The 16,755-nt window shown below is 71.2% G+C and carries 17 protein-coding genes and 1 tRNA gene; 6 read left to right on the top strand and 12 right to left on the bottom strand.

Annotation, left to right across the window (positions count from 1 at the left end; all coding sequences use genetic code 11):
- Together AC59HU_RS12485 and ffh are read right to left on the bottom strand one after the other, a co-directional pair.
- A complete protein-coding gene (locus AC59HU_RS12485) occupies positions 1-987 on the bottom strand; it encodes a siderophore-interacting protein (RefSeq protein WP_497223752.1) in 987 nt (328 codons plus the stop codon).
- 26 nt (positions 988-1,013) lie between these two features.
- Positions 1,014-2,591, bottom strand: coding sequence for a signal recognition particle protein (ffh, locus tag AC59HU_RS12480; protein WP_497223751.1), 1,578 nt, complete (start codon positions 2,589-2,591; stop codon positions 1,014-1,016).
- Between the two features lie 98 nt (positions 2,592-2,689).
- On the opposite strand from ffh, the gene AC59HU_RS12475 reads away from it, so the two are divergent.
- From AC59HU_RS12475 to AC59HU_RS12460, 4 genes are all read left to right on the top strand, one after another.
- Positions 2,690-3,133 carry a MarR family winged helix-turn-helix transcriptional regulator gene (locus AC59HU_RS12475; RefSeq protein ID WP_497223750.1) on the top strand — a complete coding sequence of 148 codons (444 nt, stop codon included), beginning with the start codon at positions 2,690-2,692 and terminating at the stop codon, positions 3,131-3,133.
- Positions 3,130-4,476 carry an MFS transporter gene (locus AC59HU_RS12470; protein ID WP_497223749.1) on the top strand — a complete coding sequence of 449 codons (1,347 nt, stop codon included), beginning with the start codon at positions 3,130-3,132 and terminating at the stop codon, positions 4,474-4,476. Before AC59HU_RS12475 ends, AC59HU_RS12470 begins: the two co-directional genes overlap by 4 nt.
- A gap of 61 nt (positions 4,477-4,537) precedes the next feature.
- The gene (locus AC59HU_RS12465) at positions 4,538-5,431 is read left to right on the top strand and encodes an LLM class flavin-dependent oxidoreductase (protein WP_497223748.1); all 894 of its coding nucleotides are present in this window, start codon (positions 4,538-4,540) and stop codon (positions 5,429-5,431) included.
- Positions 5,432-5,441: 10 nt separating this feature from the next.
- Positions 5,442-6,278, top strand: coding sequence for an alpha/beta fold hydrolase (locus AC59HU_RS12460; protein WP_497223747.1), 837 nt, complete (start codon positions 5,442-5,444; stop codon positions 6,276-6,278).
- Between the two features lie 125 nt (positions 6,279-6,403).
- Here AC59HU_RS12460 and ftsY read toward each other — a convergent pair whose 3' ends face one another.
- The 5 genes from ftsY to AC59HU_RS12435 form a co-directional block, all read right to left on the bottom strand.
- Positions 6,404-7,279: a signal recognition particle-docking protein FtsY gene (gene ftsY / locus AC59HU_RS12455; protein WP_497223746.1), complete on the bottom strand. Its 876-nt coding sequence runs from the start codon at positions 7,277-7,279 to the stop codon at positions 6,404-6,406.
- A 23-nt stretch (positions 7,280-7,302) separates the two neighbouring features.
- The gene (locus AC59HU_RS12450) at positions 7,303-7,578 is read right to left on the bottom strand and encodes a mycoredoxin (RefSeq protein WP_497223745.1); all 276 of its coding nucleotides are present in this window, start codon (positions 7,576-7,578) and stop codon (positions 7,303-7,305) included.
- Positions 7,578-8,555: a ribose-phosphate diphosphokinase gene (locus AC59HU_RS12445; protein WP_497223744.1), complete on the bottom strand. Its 978-nt coding sequence runs from the start codon at positions 8,553-8,555 to the stop codon at positions 7,578-7,580. The genes AC59HU_RS12450 and AC59HU_RS12445 overlap by 1 nt, the downstream gene beginning before the upstream one ends.
- Positions 8,556-9,995 (bottom strand): bifunctional UDP-N-acetylglucosamine diphosphorylase/glucosamine-1-phosphate N-acetyltransferase GlmU, encoded by a 1,440-nt coding sequence (gene glmU / locus AC59HU_RS12440; RefSeq protein ID WP_497223743.1) that lies wholly within the window; start codon positions 9,993-9,995, stop codon positions 8,556-8,558.
- A 50-nt stretch (positions 9,996-10,045) separates the two neighbouring features.
- A tRNA-Gln gene (locus AC59HU_RS12435) sits at positions 10,046-10,117 on the bottom strand.
- Positions 10,118-10,201: 84 nt separating this feature from the next.
- Here AC59HU_RS12435 and AC59HU_RS12430 point away from each other — a divergent pair.
- Complete coding sequence (locus tag AC59HU_RS12430; protein ID WP_497223742.1) at positions 10,202-10,702, top strand: MarR family winged helix-turn-helix transcriptional regulator; 501 nt, start codon at positions 10,202-10,204, stop codon at positions 10,700-10,702.
- 9 nt (positions 10,703-10,711) lie between these two features.
- Here AC59HU_RS12430 and AC59HU_RS12425 read toward each other — a convergent pair whose 3' ends face one another.
- Positions 10,712-12,568 carry an ABC-F family ATP-binding cassette domain-containing protein gene (locus tag AC59HU_RS12425; protein ID WP_497223741.1) on the bottom strand — a complete coding sequence of 619 codons (1,857 nt, stop codon included), beginning with the start codon at positions 12,566-12,568 and terminating at the stop codon, positions 10,712-10,714.
- A gap of 81 nt (positions 12,569-12,649) precedes the next feature.
- A complete protein-coding gene (locus tag AC59HU_RS12420; RefSeq protein WP_497223740.1) occupies positions 12,650-13,279 on the bottom strand; it encodes a Pr6Pr family membrane protein in 630 nt (209 codons plus the stop codon).
- Between the two features lie 133 nt (positions 13,280-13,412).
- On the opposite strand from AC59HU_RS12420, the gene AC59HU_RS12415 reads away from it, so the two are divergent.
- Complete coding sequence (locus AC59HU_RS12415; RefSeq protein WP_497223932.1) at positions 13,413-13,910, top strand: adenine phosphoribosyltransferase; 498 nt, start codon at positions 13,413-13,415, stop codon at positions 13,908-13,910.
- On the opposite strand, the gene AC59HU_RS12410 is transcribed toward AC59HU_RS12415, so the two are convergent.
- From AC59HU_RS12410 to AC59HU_RS12400, 3 genes are all read right to left on the bottom strand, one after another.
- Entirely contained in the window at positions 13,907-14,842 is a 936-nt protein-coding gene (locus AC59HU_RS12410; RefSeq protein ID WP_497223739.1) for a 4-(cytidine 5'-diphospho)-2-C-methyl-D-erythritol kinase, read from the bottom strand. The two genes, AC59HU_RS12415 and AC59HU_RS12410, sit on opposite strands and share 4 nt — an antisense overlap.
- 101 nt (positions 14,843-14,943) lie before the next feature.
- Entirely contained in the window at positions 14,944-15,810 is an 867-nt protein-coding gene (rsmA, locus tag AC59HU_RS12405; protein ID WP_497223738.1) for a 16S rRNA (adenine(1518)-N(6)/adenine(1519)-N(6))-dimethyltransferase RsmA, read from the bottom strand.
- Positions 15,807-16,721, bottom strand: coding sequence for a TatD family hydrolase (locus AC59HU_RS12400; protein ID WP_497223931.1), 915 nt, complete (start codon positions 16,719-16,721; stop codon positions 15,807-15,809). The genes rsmA and AC59HU_RS12400 overlap by 4 nt, the downstream gene beginning before the upstream one ends.
- Positions 16,722-16,755: the final 34 nt, after the last annotated feature.

Here is a 16,755-nt window from a genome sequence, read left to right as displayed (position 1 = left end):
TCAGTTCCCTTCGGACTTGCCGTGCCGCCAGTAGCCCATGAAGGCGACGCTGCGGCGGTCGATGCCGCGCTCGGCGACGAGGTGGCGGCGGAGGGTCTTGATGACCGCCGCCTCGCCCGCGAGCCAGGCGTAGAGCGGGGTCGCGGGGGCGGTGGGATCCTCCTCCGGCACCTCCCACAGCAGGTCGTGGTCGACGTCCACGTCGGCGAGCGACGCCGCCTGACCGGGCTGCCCGTCCGGGGAGGCCGACCGCCCGCCCGGGGCGGCGACCTCGTCCAGCAGGCGGCCGGCGTGCTCCTGCACCAGGGCCACGAGCGCCTCTCCACGCGGCCGGTCGCCGCGACCCACGACGACGACGTCGATCCCGGGGTGGGCCGGGAGGGCGGCGCGGTCGCCCGCATCCGGGACCTCGACGAGCGCGCAGCCCCGTGCATCCGCGGGCAGCTTCTCGAGGATGTTGGCGATGGCCGGCACCGCGGTCTCGTCGCCGGCGACGAGCACGCAGCCGGTGCGCGGCGGGAGGTGGAAGTCGATGCCGCCGTGCACGCCGTCGTGGTCGGCGTTCGGGCCGCAGACGATAAGGGATGCGCCGAGCGGCGCGGTCGAGGCCCAGGTCGAGGCGACGCCGACGAGGCCGTGCAGCACGATGTCGACGTCGATCTCGCCGAGCTCGGGGCGCACCGCCCGGATCGTGTAGGTGCGGATGGGCGGGCGGGCCTCGTCCGGCAGGTCGCGCCAGGCGGCGTACCAGTCCTCCTGCGACGCCATCAGCGCCGACGACCCGGCGTCGCGGCTCACGTCGAAGCCGTCGCCGGCGACGGGGAAGATCAGCTTGATCCGCTGGTCGTAGCCGTTGTCGGCGAAGCGGTCGAGGTCGGCGCCGGCGAAGGTGAAGCGCACGAAGTTGTCGCTTAGCGGGGTGCGCCCGACGAGGGACACCTCGAAGAGCCGGAACGGGTGAGCCAAGGTCTGCGCGGTGGAGGTCACATAGGGAAGGCTACCCTAACCTCAGATCAGCGCAAGAAGCGCTGAAGCGCCTCGAGCTCCTCCGGGCTGGGGTTCGGGGTGCCGTTCGCCGCCTTCGAGCCGAGACCGAAGCCCGCGCCGCCGGAGGACCCGGCCGCAGCCGCCGTCTTCTCGCCGGACGCGAGGGCCGCGTTCTCCGCCGCCCGCTTGGCGGGGTTCCCCGAGCGCGATCCGCTCTTCTTCTTGGCCTGCTGCTTGCCGCGACCGCCGCCGAAGCCGGCGCCGGGGATCGGGCCCATGCCCGGCACGTTCGGCACGCCGCCCTTGGCCACGGTCTTCATCATCTTCGAGGCCTGCTCGAAGCGCTGCACGAGCTGGTTCACATCGGTCACGGTCATGCCGGAACCCTTCGCGATGCGCAGGCGCCGCGAGCCGTTGAGGAGCTTCGGGTTCGTGCGCTCGGCCTTGGTCATCGACTGGATGATCGCCTCGGTGCGCACGATCTCCTTCTCGTCGAAGTTCTCGAGCTGCTGCTTGAGACCGCCGGCGCCGGGGAGCATGCCCATCATCTTCTTGATCGACCCGACGTTGCGCAGCTGCTGCATCTGCTTCAGGAAGTCGTCGAGGGTGAAGGAGTCGGTCGCGAACTTCTCGGCGACCTTGCGCGCCTCGTCTTCGTCGAAGGCCGACTGCGCCTGCTCGATCAGGGTGAGGATGTCACCGAGATCGAGGATGCGGCTGGCCATCCGGTCGGGGTGGAAGGGCTCGAAGTCATCCAGCGTCTCACCCGTCGAGGCGAAGATGATCGGGCGGCCGGTGACCGAGGCGACCGAGAGCGCCGCACCGCCTCGGGCGTCGCCGTCGAGCTTGGTGAGGACGACGCCGGTGAAGTCGACGCCCTCCTGGAACGCGCGGGCGGTGGCCACCGCATCCTGACCGATCATGGCGTCGATGACGAAGAGCACCTCGTCGGGGTTCGTCGCCTTGCGGATGTCGGCGGCCTGCTTCATCATGTCGGCGTCGACGCCCAGGCGGCCGGCCGTGTCGATGATGACCGTGTCGTACTGCTTGTCGATCGCGAACTTGATCGAGTCCTTCGCCACGCGCACCGGGTTGCCGACGCCGTTGCCGGGCTCGGGGGCGAAGACGGGCACGCCCGCCTGACCGCCGACGACCTGCAGCTGGTTGACCGCGTTGGGGCGCTGGAGGTCGGCCGCGACGAGGATCGGGGTGTGGTTCTCCTTCGCCAGCCACTTCGCGAGCTTGCCGGCGAGGGTCGTCTTACCGGCACCCTGGAGGCCCGCGAGCATGATGACGGTCGGCGGGCGCTTCGCGAACTCGAGCCGGCGCTGCTGGCCGCCGAGGATCTGCACCAGCTCCTCGTTGACGATCTGCACGACCTGCTGGGCCGGGTTCAGAGCGCGGTTGACCTCGTCGCTGAGGGCGCGCTCACGGACCTTCCCGGTGAACTCCTTCACCACGTCGAGCGCGACGTCGGCGTCGAGCAGGGCGCGACGGATCTCGCGGACCGTGCTGTCCACATCCGCAGGGCTCAGCTTGCCCTTCGTGCGGAGGTTCTTGAAGGTTTCGGCGAGCCTGTCCGAGAGTGTTCCAAAAGTAGCCATCGTGCAGCCAGTTTAACCGGTCCTGAGGCGTGCCGGAGCGGGCTGTGAGCGAACGTCGCCCAGGTCGTTAGCCAAGGTAATTAGCGTATGATAAATACATGACGATCGACGCGATGCAGACCCGGGAAGCCTCGGAGCTCAGTTCCGACCTGCGCATGGCGACCCTCCACCTGGCGCGGCGCATCCGTCAGGAGCGGGCCGACGACGAGTTGAGCCCGGGCCAGAGCGCCGTGCTGGCCTATCTGGTGCGCACCGGCGCGACGACCCCGGGCGAACTGAGCGCGTACGAGCACGTCTCGCCGCCGTCGATGAACCGCACGCTGAACGCGCTGCAGGAGGCCGGGTACGTGGTGCGGTCGCCGAGCGACGCCGACCGGCGGATGGTGCTCGTCGAGGCCACCGAGGCCGGCCGCGACGTCGTGCTCGCCACGCGGCGCCGGCGGGATCAGTGGCTCGAGCGGCGCCTGGGCGCTCTCTCCCCCGCCGATCGGGATGCGCTGGCCTCGGCCGCCGCGATCATGCGCCGGATGGTGGCCGAGTGAGCGCGATGTTCCGCTCGCTCGCGAGCATCGACTACCGCATCTGGTTCGCCGGGGCCCTCGTGTCGAACGTCGGCACCTGGATGCAGCGCACGGCCCAGGACTGGATCGTGCTGACCGAGCTCAGCGACCACGACGCCGTCGCGCTCGGCATCACGACGGCCCTGCAGCTCGGGCCGCAGCTGCTGCTCGTGCCGCTGTCCGGACTCATCGCCGACCGGTTCGACCGGCGGCACACCCTGATGATCACCCAGCTCGCGATGGCGGTGCTGGGGCTCGGGCTCGGCGTGATCGTGCTCTCCGGGGTCGCGCAGCTGTGGATCGTGTACGTGTTCGCGCTGCTGCTGGGCATCGCCTCGGCGATCGACGCGCCGGTGCGCCAGACCTTCGTCTCCGAGCTGGTCTCGGGGCGCAACGTCAGCAACGCGGTGGCGCTGAACTCGGCGTCGTTCAACTCGGCCCGCACCATCGGGCCGGCCGTCGCCGGGCTGCTCGTGGTCGCGGTCGGGGCGGGCTGGGTGTTCGTCATCAACGCCGTGACCTTCGCCGCGGTGCTGGTGTCGCTGAAGTTCATCCGCCCGTCCCGGCTCGTGCCGATGCCCCGGGCGCCGCGGGAGCGCGGTCAGCTGCTCGAGGGGTTCCGTTACGTGCGCGGGCGGCCGGACCTGATGATCGTGTTCCTGATCGTCTTCGTCGTCGGCACCTTCGGGTTCAACTACCAGATCTTCACCTCGACGATGGCGACCGTGGAGTTCGGCCTCGACTCCGCGGGGTTCGGCCTGCTCACCTCGGTCATGGCGATCGGCTCGGTGGCCGGCGCGCTCGTCTCGGCGAGCCGCGACAAGCCGCGGGTGCAACTGGTCTTCCTCGCCTGCGCGGGCTTCGGCGTGAGCGCGCTGCTCGCCGCCCTCTCGCCGTCGTACTGGCTGTTCGCCGGGGCGCTGGTGCTGATCGGCTTCGCGGGGCAGATCATGATGACCACCGCGAACGGCACCGTGCAGACCACCACCGACCCGCAGATGCGCGGGCGGGTGATGGCGCTGTACATGGCGGTGTTCATGGGCGGCACGCCGATCGGGGCACCGCTGCTCGGCGCCGTCGCCAACACCTTCGGGCCGCGCTGGGGCCTCGGCGTCGCCGCGGCCGCCGGGTTCGTGGCCTTCGCGCTCGGAGTGCTCTGGCTGGTGCGGTTCCGCGGGGCGCGGCTGCGCGTCGAGGGGCGACGGATGCGGCTGGTCTTCGGGGCGGGCGACCGGATGGCCGGGTCGACGACCGCCACGGGGTCGTTCTCGGCCGTCGGCGCCGGCGCGGGCGCGGGCGCCCGTGCGGAGGTGGACGCGGGCTGAGCGACGACCGGTCGCACGGCGGACCGGGTCCGATGTCCGAGGGCGGTGCCAGACTGACGGCATGCGCCACGGAATCGTCATCCTGCCCCAGTACGACTGGCCCGAGGCCCGCCGACGGTGGGAGGGGGCCGAAGCCCTCGGCTTCGATCACGCGTGGACCTACGACCACCTCTCCTGGCGGTCGCTCGCCGACCAGCCCTGGGGCGCAACGGTGCCCACGCTCACCGCGGCCGCGCTGGTGACCTCGCGCATCCGGCTCGGCACCTTCGTGGCGTCGCCGAACTTCCGGCATCCGGTGCCCTTCGCGAAAGAGCTGGCGACGGTGGACGAGATCGCCGGAGGCCGGCTGCTCGTCGGCGTGGGCTCGGGCGGCACCGGGTTCGACGCCTTCGTGCTCGGGCAGGCCGAGCTCTCGCCGCGCGAGCGGCACGAGCGCTTCGTCGAGTTCGTGACGATGCTCGACGAGCTGCTGCGGTTCGAACAGCCCGACTCCGGGTCGGTGGGCATCTCGGCCGAGGGCCGGTGGTTCCGGGCGCACGCGGCGCGGATGGTGGGGGTGCCGGCGCAACGGCCGCGGCTGCCCCTCGTCGTCGCCGCGAACGGGCCGAAGGGTCTCGCGCTCGTGGCCGAGCGGGCCGACGGCTGGGTGACGACCGGCACGAGCGAGTCCGGGGGCGAGGAGTGGTGGCGAGGGCTCGCGGAGCTGACGGCGCGGCTCGACGAGTCGCTCGACCGGGCCGGCCGCGACCGGGCGTCGCTCGACCGGTACCTGTCGCTCGACTCGGCCGAGGTCTACTCGCTCGAGAGCGTCGGCCGGTTCGACGACATGGTCGGGCGCGCGACCGAGCTCGGCTTCACCGACGTCATCAGCCACTGGCCTCGGGATGAGGGCATCTACGCCGGGTCCGAATCCGTGCTCGAGGAGGTGGCGGCCCGCTTCCCCGCGCGCGGGTAGCGTGGAGGTCGTGGACTTCGCGACCAACCCGACCGACGGCAGCCGCATCGCCTACCGGGTGACCGCCGCCGCCGCCGCTGCCGCTGCCGCTGGCGCTGGCGCCAGCGCCAGCGCTTCGGCCGCGCCCGTCGTGCTCGTGCACGGGACGGCCCTCTCGCAGGCGATCTGGCGCGGGTTCGGCTACCTCAAGGCGCTGTCGCCCGACCGCCCGGTGGTGACGATCGACCTCCGCGGCCACGGCCGGAGCGACAAGCCGCACCGCGACGAGTCGTACGCGATGCCGCTGTTCGTCGGCGACGTGCTCGCGGTGCTCGACGCGGCCGGCATCGAGCGCGCGCACTACCTCGGCTACTCCCTCGGGGCGCGGGTCGGCTTCTCGCTCGCGGCCGAGGCGCCCGAACGGCTGGCGAGCTTCACGAGCATCGCCGGGGCACCCGGCACCGGCGTCGGCGTGTTCGACCGCGTCTTCTTCCCGGGCAGCGTCGCGGCGCTCGAGCGCGGCGGGATGCCGGCGTTCCTGGCCGACTGGGAACGCGCATCCGGAACCGTGATCGACCCGATGACCCGCGCCGCGTTCCTCGCCAACGACGGCGCGGCCCTCGCGGCCTACATGCGCGAGACCGAGCGGCAGTCCCGGGTGGCGGATGCGGCGATCGCCGCGTTCCCGATGCCGGTGCTGCTGGTGGCGGGCACCCGCGACCGGCCGCGGCTCGAGGCGGCGCACCACGTGGCCGGACTCCTGCCGACGGCCCAGCTGCACCTCGTCGAGGGCGCGAACCACGCCGACACCCCGCGGCACCCCACCGTGCCGCCCCTCGTGCGCACCTTCCTCGCCGCCCACCCCTGAGGCCAGGCCCCTCTCTCGTCTCGCCGAGAAGTCACCTTTACGTCCAAAACTCCGGATTTGTACGGAGAAGTGACTTCTCGGCGAAGTGGGGGTGGGGTGTGAGGGGGCTGGGGTGTCGGGGGGGGCTAGCCGACGAGGTTCTGGGCGAAGACGTGGGGCGTGAAGCCGGTGAGGTCGTTGATGCCCTCGCCCTGGCCCACGAGCTTGATCGGGATGCCCGTCTTCTCCTGCACCGCGAGCACGAACCCGGCCTTCGCCGAGCCGTCGAGCTTCGTGATCACGAGCCCGGTGACCCCGGCGTGCTGGATGAACGCGTCGGCCTGGGCGAGCCCGTTCTGCCCGGTGGTCGCGTCGAGCACCAGCAGCACCTCGGCGACCGGCGCCTGCTTCTCGATCACGCGGCGGATCTTGCCCAGCTCGTCCATCAGCCCGCCCTTGGTCTGCAGCCGGCCGGCGGTGTCGATCAGCACGATCTCGGTGCCGTTCGCCTTCGCGCGCTCGATGGTCTGGAAGGCGACCGACGCCGGATCCTGCCCCTCGTGCTGCGGGCGCACCACGTCGGCACCGGCGCGCTCGGCCCAGGTGGCGACCTGCTCGACCGCGGCGGCACGGAAGGTGTCGGCCGCGCCGACGACCACCGAGCGGTTGTAGGTCTTGAGGAAGCGGGCGAACTTGCCGATCGTCGTCGTCTTGCCGACCCCGTTCACGCCGACGACGAGCACCACGGCCGGCCGCTCGGTGAGCTTGAGGGTCGGGTCGTACTTGGCGAGACGTTCCTCGATGGTCTCCCGCAGCATCCGCTGCAGGTCGCGCGGGTCGGTCGTGTTGTAGCGCGCCACGTTCGCGCGCAGCTCGCTCACGACCTGCTCGGTGATGTCCGGGCCGAAGTCGGCCTTGATCAGGGCGTCTTCGAGGTCGTCCCAGGTCTCCGCGTCGATCGTGCGCTTCTGGAACATGCCGCGCAGGGCACCGGAGAGCGACCAGGGGGTGCGATCAGCCATGGGATTCCTGACTCTTCAGTGCACTATCCAATGCGCTCGGCGACCTCTCGGGCCGAGGGGTTGGTGGCGGTCGACCCGTCGGGGAAGACCACCGTCGGCACGGTCTGGTTGCCGCCGTTGACCGAGGCCACGAGCTCGGCCGTGCCCTCGACCTCTTCGATGTTGACCTCGGTGTACGGGATGCCCTGGGCCTTCAGCTGGTTCTTCAGCCGGGCGCAGTAGCCGCACCAGCTCGTCGAGAACATGGTGATGCCACCGGCCTCGGGGGTGAACGCCTCCAGGGGCGCCGCCGCGGCCATCAGGCGTCTCCGTCGAACATGGTCGTGACGGAGCCGTCGGAGAAGACCTCGTTGATGGCCCGCGCGATCAGCGGGGCGATCGGCAGCACGGTCAGTCTGTCCCAGTGCTTCTCGGGAGGCAGCGGCAGCGTGTCGGTCACGACGACCGAGTCGATGAACGGCGACTGCAGGATCTCGACGGCCGGGTCGGAGAAGACCGCGTGGGTCGCCGCGACGACGACGCCGATCGCGCCGTTCGCCTTGAGGGCCTCGGCGGCCGCCACGATCGTGCGGCCGGTGTCGATCAGGTCGTCGACCAGCAGGCAGACCCGGCCGCTGACGTCGCCGACGATCTCGTGCACGCTGACCTGGTTCGGCACCCGCGGATCGCGGCGCTTGTGGATGATCGCGAGCGGCACGCCGAGCTTGTCGCTCCAGACGTCGGCCACCCGCACCCGGCCCATGTCGGGCGAGACGACGGTGAGCGTCGCCGGATCCAGCGACTTGCGCATGTGCTCGAGCAGCACCGGCATCGCGAAGAGGTGGTCGACCGGGCCGTCGAAGAAGCCCTGGATCTGCGCCGCGTGCAGGTCAACCGACATGATGCGGTCGGCCCCGGCGGCCTTGAACAGGTCGGCGACGAGCCGAGCCGAGATCGGCTCGCGCCCACGGCCCTTCTTGTCTTGCCGGGCATAGGGGTAGAAGGGTGCGACGACCGTGATGCGCTTGGCCGAGGCGCGCTTGAGCGCGTCGACCATGATCAGCTGCTCCATGAGCCACTCGTTGATCGGCGCGGTGTGCGACTGGATGACGAAGACGTCGCTGCCTCGCACGCTCTCGCCGTAGCGGATGTACAGCTCACCGTTGGCGAAGGTGCGCGCCTCGGTCTCGACGAGGGTCGTGCCGAGCTCGGCCGCGATGTCCTCCGCCAGCCGAGGATGCGCTCGCCCTGAGACGACGACGAGGCTCTTCTCTCCGCTGGCCTTGATTCCGGACACCTATTCTCCGCTCTCTTCGGCCGACTGCGCCGCCGCCGCTGTGGCCGCCGCAGAACCGGGCCGGTTGGTCTCGACCCAGCCGGCGAGGTTCCGCTGAGGGGCCACGTTGATCGCGAGAGCACCAGCGGGAACATCCTTGCGGACGACCGTTCCGGCGCCCGAGTAGGCGCCGTCTCCAATTCTAACCGGGGCGACGAACACGTTGTGCGAGCCGGTGCGAACGTGCGAGCCCACGACCGTGCGGTGCTTGTTCACGCCGTCGTAGTTCGCGGTGATCGTGCCGGCCCCGACGTTCGAGCCTTCCCCCACCTCGGTGTCGCCGATGTACGACAGGTGCGGCACCTTCGACCCGGGGCCGATGTGCGAGTTCTTGGTCTCGACGAAGGTGCCGATCTTGCCGTCGGCGTCGAGCACGGTGTTGGGCCGCAGGTAGGCGAACGGGCCGACGGATGCGCCGGCGCCGATCACCGCGAGCGTCGCGTCGGTGCGCTTGACGACCGCGCCCTCGCCGATCTCGCAGTCGACCAGCGTGGTGTCCGGGCCCACGGTCGCTCCGCGGGCGATGCTCGTCGCCCCCTTGATCTGCGTGCCCGGGAGGATCTCGACGTCGGGGGCGAGGCTCGCCTTCAGGTCGATCCAGGTGGTGGCGGGGTCGACCACCGTGACGCCGTTCAGCTGCCAGCCCCGGACGATCAGGGCGTTGAGCTTGGCCGCCGCCTCGCTCAACTGGGCGCGGTCGTTGACGCCGGCGACGATCCACGACTCGGCGACCGGAACGGCGGCGACCTCGGAGCCGGCACGTCGGAGCAACCCGATCACGTCGGTGAGGTACTTCTCCCCCTGCGCGTTCTCGGTGGTGACCTTCGCGAGCTGGTCGCGGAGCTCGGCGAGCCCGAAGACGTAGACGCCGGCGTTGATCTCGCGGATCGCGAGCTCGGAGTCGGTCGCATCCTTCTGCTCGACGATGCGGTCGAGCATGCCGTCGCCGGTGCGCACGATGCGGCCGTACCCGGTCGAGTCCTCCGGCAGCGCGGAGAGCAGCGTGGCGGCGGCTCCGCCGGCCCGGTGCGCGGCGACGAGCTCGGAGAGGGTGTCGGCGTCCAGCAGCGGCACGTCTCCGGAGACGACGAGCACGTCGCCGTCGAAGTCGGCCGGCAGCGCGGCGACCGCCTGCTCGACGGCGCGGCCGGTGCCGGGCACCTCGTCCTGGTCGACGATGATGCTGCCCGGGAAGTGGTCCTCGATCACGGCGACGACGCGGTCGCGCTCGTGACGGACCACGCTCACGGTGTGGGCCGCATCCAATCGCCCGGCCGTGGCCAGCACATGGCCGATCAGCGGGAGCCCCGCGATCTCGTGCAGCAGCTTGGGGGTGGCGGACTTCATCCGGGTGCCCTGGCCGGCGGCCAGGACCACGATCGCGAGTCGGGTGTCGGTCATGGGCGTTCTCCTAGCTCTGGGAGCGGTCGCGGGCCGTCGGGCCGAGACTGCTCCGCCTCCAGGGTTCGAACCTAGACCTAACAGCTCCAAAGGCTGTCGTGCTGCCATTACACCAAGGCGGACCGCCGGGATCCCGTCCCGGCGCAGTAGTCCAGTCTGCCAGACGGGGGACGGACACGAGCCGAGCCGGTGGCGATAATGGGGGGATGGACAACAGGGACTCCCGGGACACCGTGGACGAGATCGTCGATGCCTGGATGCGCGAGCACCCCGACCTCGACTTCTCGCCGCTGAAGATCCTCTCCCGGGTCTCCCGGCTGGCGAAGCAGCTCGAGCGCACCCGCCGGGCCTCGTTCGCCACGGTCGACCTCGAGTCGTGGGAGTTCGACGTGCTGGCGGCGCTGAGGCGCGCGGGCGAACCGCACGAGCTCAGCCCGAAGGCGCTGCTGGAGCAGACCTACGTCTCCAGCGGCACGATGACCAACCGGATCGACGGGATGGTGCGCCGCGGGCTCGTCGAGCGCCGCACCGACCCGAACGACGGCCGGGGCGTGCTCGTGCGGATGACGGACGAGGGTCGCGACCGGGTCGACGGGGCCATCTCGCACCTGGTCCGCGCCGAGTCCGAGCTGCTCTCGGGGCTCAGCCGCGCCGATCAGGACCGGCTGGCGGCCCTGCTGCGCAGACTCTCGCTCGATATGGCTTAGAGGGCCGCGTCAGCCGTCCAGCTGCTCCGACAGCTCGAGCCACCGCGTCTCGTGCTCGCCGATCTGCGTCTGCAGCGTCTGCAGCTCGGCCGTGAGAGACCCCAGACCGACGTAATCGCTCTGGTCGAACTCGGCGATGCGGTGGTGCAGTGTGTCGATCTGGCCCGTGAGCTTGTTGATCTTGCGCTCGAGCGATGAGCGCTCCTTCTCGGCTGCCCGCAGCTCGGCACCGGCCAGAGCGGGCGCACCCGACGAGGAGCTGCCCGACGTGGAGGTGCCGGATGCGGAGGCGCCGGCGGCGGGCAGGCTCGAGGCGGTGCCGCCCGGTCCGCTCGTGCGGGCCCGTGCATCCGCAGAGCCCGCCCCGCCCTTCCGCAGCGTGAGGTACTGCTCGAGGCCGCCGGGCAGGTGCCGGAAGTGGCCGTCGAGCACGGCGTACTGCTGGTCGGTGACCCGCTCGAGCAGGTACCGGTCGTGCGAGACCACGAGCAGGGTGCCGGGGAAGGAGTCGAGCAGATCCTCCAGCGCCGCGAGCATGTCGGTGTCGAGGTCGTTGGTCGGTTCGTCGAGGATGAGCACGTTCGGCTCGTCGAGCAGGATCAGCAGCAGCTGCAACCGGCGCTTCTGGCCGCCGGAGAGGTCTTTGACCGGGGTCATCAGCTGCGCGCTGGTGAAGCCCAGGCGCTCGAGCAGCTGGCCCGGCGTGAGCTCCTTGCCGCCCGCGACGTAGGAGGTGCGGTACCGGCCGATCACCTCGCTGACCCGGTCGTTCTGCACGTCGTCGAGTTCGGCGAGCTGCTGGGTGAGGGTCGCGATCTTGACGGTCTTGCCCTGCTTGACCCGCCCGGAGGTCGGCTGCACCGCGCCCGTGACGAGCCCGAGCAGCGTCGACTTGCCGGCGCCGTTCACGCCCAGGATGCCGGTGCGCTCCCCCGGCGCGATGCGCCACTCGACGTCTTTCAGCACCTGCTTCTCGCCGAACGAGACCGAGACGTCGAGGATGTCGACGACGTCCTTCCCGAGTCGCGCGGTGGCCATCTGGGTGAGCGAGACGGTGTCGCGGATGGGCGGCTCGTCGGCGATCAGCGCCTCGGCCGCGTCGATGCGGAACTTGGGCTTCGCGGTGCGCGCCGGGGCTCCGCGGCGCAGCCACGCGAGCTCCTTCTTCATCAGGTTCTGGCGCTTGGCCTCCATGGTGGTGGCCATCCGGTCGCGCTCGACGCGCTGCAGGATGTAGGCCGCGTACCCGCCCTCGAACGGCTCGATCAGGCGGTCGTGCACCTCCCAGGTCGCGTTCGAGACCTCGTCGAGGAACCACCGGTCGTGCGTCACGACCGCGAGGCCGCCCGCGTTGGCCGGCCACCGGCGCTTCAGGTGCTCGGCGAGCCAGGCGATGCCCTCGACGTCGAGGTGGTTGGTGGGCTCGTCGAGGAAGATGACGTCCCAGTCGCCGACCAGCAGCGCCGCGAGCGCGACCCGGCGGCGCTGGCCGCCGGAGAGGGTGCCGATGACGGCGTTCCAGTCGATGTCGCCGAGGAGGCCCCCGATCACGTCGCGCACCTTGGGGTCGCCGGCCCAGACGTGCTCGTCGAGGTCACCGACGACGGCCTGTGCCACGGTGAGGGCAGAGTCGACGGTGTCGGCCTGGTCGAGCATCCCGAGCGTGATGCCGCGACGACGGGTGACGCGCCCGCTGTCGGGTTCGATGCGGCCCGCCAGGAGCGAGAGCAGGGTCGACTTGCCGTCGCCGTTGCGGCCCACGATGCCGACCCGGTCGCCCTCGTTGAGGCCCACGGTGACCGAATCGAAGATGACCCGCGTCGGATATTCGAGATGCAGCGCTTCAGCGCCGAGGAGATGAGCCACCCGTCGAGGGTACCCGGTGCAGCTGGGCGCCCCGGCGCGAGGGCGGCTCAGTACAGCTGGGGTCTCCCGCGCATGGGCGGGCTAGAAGCGCAGGATGCGGGTGCGGCTGAGCGCCACCACGGCCCAGGCCACGATGCCGATGAACCCGGCGATGGCGACGACGTAGATCGCGACGGCGCCGTAGCCGCCGGGCTGGGCCGGGTCGAGGAACGGATAGGGGTACCAGCCCGTGATCGCGCCACGGATCATCGTGTACACCGACCAGACGAGCGGGAAGGCGATGATCGCGCCGATCGCGTTCCACTTCAGCGGCGACTTGCCCGGGGTCAGCACCCAGACCAGTACGACGTAGACGGGGGCGATCAGGTGCAGCACCTCGTTCGACCAGGCCAGCGTGCGCCCCTGCTCGAGGGTGATGCCGCGCAGCAGCAGGTTGTAGACGACCCCGGTGGTGGCCATGTAGGTCACCACGGCCGCGAGCGACAGGTTGTACCAGGCGGGGTCGCGCCGCACCGTGAAGGAGTAGACCGCGCCGATCAGCAGCGCGATCGCGGCGAGGGCGTTCGAGAGGATCGTGAAGTAGCTGAAGAAGTTGACGAGGAAGAAGCCCGTGTCCGGCACCACCTCGATGCTGTAGGTCAGTTGCCCGACGATCGCGGCGATGATCACACCCGCCGCGAGGATGCGGATGAGGCCGAAGACGGTGCGCATGCCCACACACTAGCGACCCGCTCGCTCTAGCATGGGAGCCGTGCCTGCCGCTCAGACGAACCCGACCGAACCCGCTGCGACCCCGACGGGAGCCGGCACCGACGCCCCGATCGTCGCCGTCATCCGCCGCGGGATGACGGAGACGCCCGACTTCCCGTCGCCCGGCATCCTCTTCCGCGACCTCTCCGGCCTCTTCGCCGACGGCGAGGGCCTCCGCGCGGTCGGCGCCGCCCTGCTCGAGCCCTTCGGCGAGGTCGACGTGGTCGCGGGCGTCGAGGCCCGCGGTTTCGTGCTCGGCACGGCGGCGGCCGTCGCAACCGGTCACGGGATGCTCGCGGTGCGGAAGGCCGGCAAGCTCCCGGGCGAGGTGCTCGGCGAGAGCTACGACCTCGAGTACGGCACCGCCACCCTCGAGGTGCACCCCGACACGCTGCCGGCCGGGAGCCGGGTCGTGATCGTCGACGACGTGCTCGCCACCGGCGGCACGCTCGCGGCGACCGTGCGGCTGATCGAGCGCGCGGGCTGGGTGACGGCGGGCATCGCCGTGGTGCTCGAGCTCGAGGGCCTCGGCGGTAGGGCGGTGGTCGAGGCGGTCACGGATGCGCCGATCACGGCGCTGTTGACGCTCTAGTCGGCGATGACGCGGGCGCCCGCGACGGGCCCGGTCACCCGCACCACCGTGTAACGCGCCGCGCTCAGCGCGATCTGCAGCTCCAGCGCGCTGTCGATGTCGGCCGCGAGGAAGGCGACCGTCGGCCCGGAACCGGAGACGAGCCCCGCGAGGGCGCCGTTGGCCTCCCCTACCTCGAGCACGGTCGCGAGCCCGGGATGGAGGTGGAGCGAGGGCGCCTGCAGGTCGTTGTGCAGCGCCTCGGCGAGCATGTGCGGGTCGCCCGCGCGGAGGGCTTGCAGCACGTCGGTGTCGACGGCCGGCTGGCCGCGGGCCGGGAAGATGTCCTGCGCGTGGCGTTCGCGGTGCCGGTCGAGCTCGCGGTAGACCTCGGGTGTGCTGAGCCCTTGGTCTGAGAGCACGAGCAGCCACTGGAACTGGCCCTTGGCGAGCGCGGGGCTCAGCTGGTCGCCGCGACCAGTGCCGATGGCGGTGCCGCCGAGGAACGCGAAGGGGACGTCGGCGCCGAGCTCGGAGGCGAGCGTGAGGAGCTCCTCGCGGCCCACGTCGGTGCCCCAGAGGGTGTCGCAGGCCAGCAGGGTGGCCGCGGCATCCGCCGAGCCCCCGCCCATGCCGCCGGCGATCGGCACGTTCTTCTCGATCAGGAGGTGGACGCCCTCGCGGTAGCCGGTGCGTCGCGCGAGCAGCTGTGCGGCCCGGATGGCGAGGTTCGACCCGTCGGTCTCGAGCCCCGAGGTGTCGATGTGGCCGGCGAACTCGACCGAGAAGTCGCTCGCGGGCGAGGCGTACACGTCTTCGTAGAGCGAGACGGCCTGGTAGGCGGTGGCCAGGTCGTGGTACCCGTCATCCATCACCGCGCCGACCTTGAGGAAGACGTTGATCTTGCCGGGAGCCCTGACACGCACGGTCCTCGTGCCACCCCGGTTGATCATGCCTCCAACCTAGCCCACGCCTGCGCGGCCCTCCGCACGGGCCGATCGGGCGGCCGAGCGGCTGCCACGGCAGTAGCGGCAGCAGCGGCAGCAGCAGCGGCTCAGGCCAGCGAGGCCTTGGCGATCGCCAGGAAGTCGTGCACGGTGAGCTGCTCTCCGCGCTCGGTCGGCGCCAGCCCCGCCGCCTCGAGGGTGCGTGCCGCGTTCTGCGAGTCGCCGAGCACGACCGAGAGCGACTGGCGCAGCATCTTGCGCCGCTGCTGGAAGGCGGCGTCGACGATCTCGAAGGTGCGCAGGCGGAGCTCCTCGGTGTCGAGCCCGGAGCCCTCGCGCTCGAAGCCGACGAGCACCGAGTCGACGTTGGGCACCGGCCAGAAGACCTGCCGCGAGACCTGCCCGGCCGTGCGCCACGAGCCGTACCAGGCCGCCTTGACCGACGGCGATCCGTAGACCTTCGATCCGGGCAGGGCGGCGAGCCGGTGCCCGACCTCGGCCTGCACCATGACCACGCCCGAGCGGATCGACGGGAAGTGCTCGAGGAAGTGCAGCAGCACCGGCACGGAGACGTTGTAGGGCAGGTTGGCCACGAGCCGGGTCGGCTCGTCCGGCAGCGTCAGGATGCGCAGCGCGTCGTCGTGCACGACCGTGAGCCGCGCCCCGGGAGCGAGCTGCGACACCGTGAGCGGGAGCTGGGCGGCGAGCCGGCCGTCGATCTCGACCGCCACGACCGCGGCCCCGGCCTCCAGGAGTCCGAGCGTGAGCGAACCCAGCCCCGGGCCGATCTCGACGACCGTGTCACCGGCCTCGACCTTTGCGACGCGTACGATCTTGCGGACCGTGTTGGCGTCGATCACGAAGTTCTGACCGAGCTTCTTCGTGGGGGTCAGGTCGAGCAGGCCGGCCAGATCGCGGATCTCGGCCGGGCCGAGCAGCGAGACGGAGGATTCCGCCGGACCGGGCTCGCTCACGACGCCGTCACGGGTTCGTCGCTCCAGCTGCCGTAGACCAGCTCGGTGTTGGAGGAGATCTGCGCGGCGAGCATGGAGACGTCGGTGCCCAGGTGCGCGGCCATCGCCCGCAGGGTGTGCGGGATCAGGTACGGGGCGTTGGGCCGCCCGCGGAACGGCGTCGGCGTGAGGTAGGGCGCATCCGTCTCGACCATGATGAGCGCCCGCGGCGCGACCGAGAGGGCCTCGCGCAGGTTGGTCGCGTTCTTGAAGGTCACGTTGCCCGCGAACGACATGTACCAGCCGTTCTCGGTGCAGATCTCGGCGAGCTCGGCGTCGCCGGAGAAGCAGTGGAAGACCGTGCGCTCGGGCGCGCCGACCCGCTTGAGGGTCGCGATCACCTCGGCGTGCGCGTCGCGGTCGTGGATCTGCAGCGCCAGGCCGTTCTCCTTGGCGATCTCGATGTGGGCCTCGAACGAGCGGTACTGCGTGGCCCTGTCCTCGTCGCCGGTGGTGCGGTAGAAGTCGAGGCCGGTCTCCCCGACCGCCCGCACGCGCGGCCAGCCGGCGAGCTCGGAGATCTCGGCGAGTGCGTCGTCCAGCCCGCCGGCCTGGGCGTACACCGGCGCCTCGTTGGGGTGCAGGGCGACGGCGGCGAGCATCCGGGGTTCGCGGGCGGCCTGCTCGGCCGACCAGCGCGAGGTCTCGAGGTCGGTGCCGACCTGCACCACGCCGCGCACCCCGACCGCCGAGGCGCGGTCGAGCTGCTCGTGGTAGTCGAGCGAGCCGGCGCCGTCGGGCTCGGAGCCGTTCGCGATCTCGAGGTGCGTGTGGTTGTCGTAGACGGGCACGACCAGCGCCTCGGGCAGCGGCGGATAGCTCCGGTCGGTGCGGTCGGAGGCCTCGCCGGGCTCGCGGGTGCGCAGGAACAGCGGCGGCTCCCCCGGCGTCTCGGGCAGCGCGGGC

This window comes from Herbiconiux sp. 320_LB (assembly GCF_059691755.1).
Note: the sequence above shows the minus strand (reverse complement) of the source record. Positions and strands in the feature narration are given on the sequence as shown.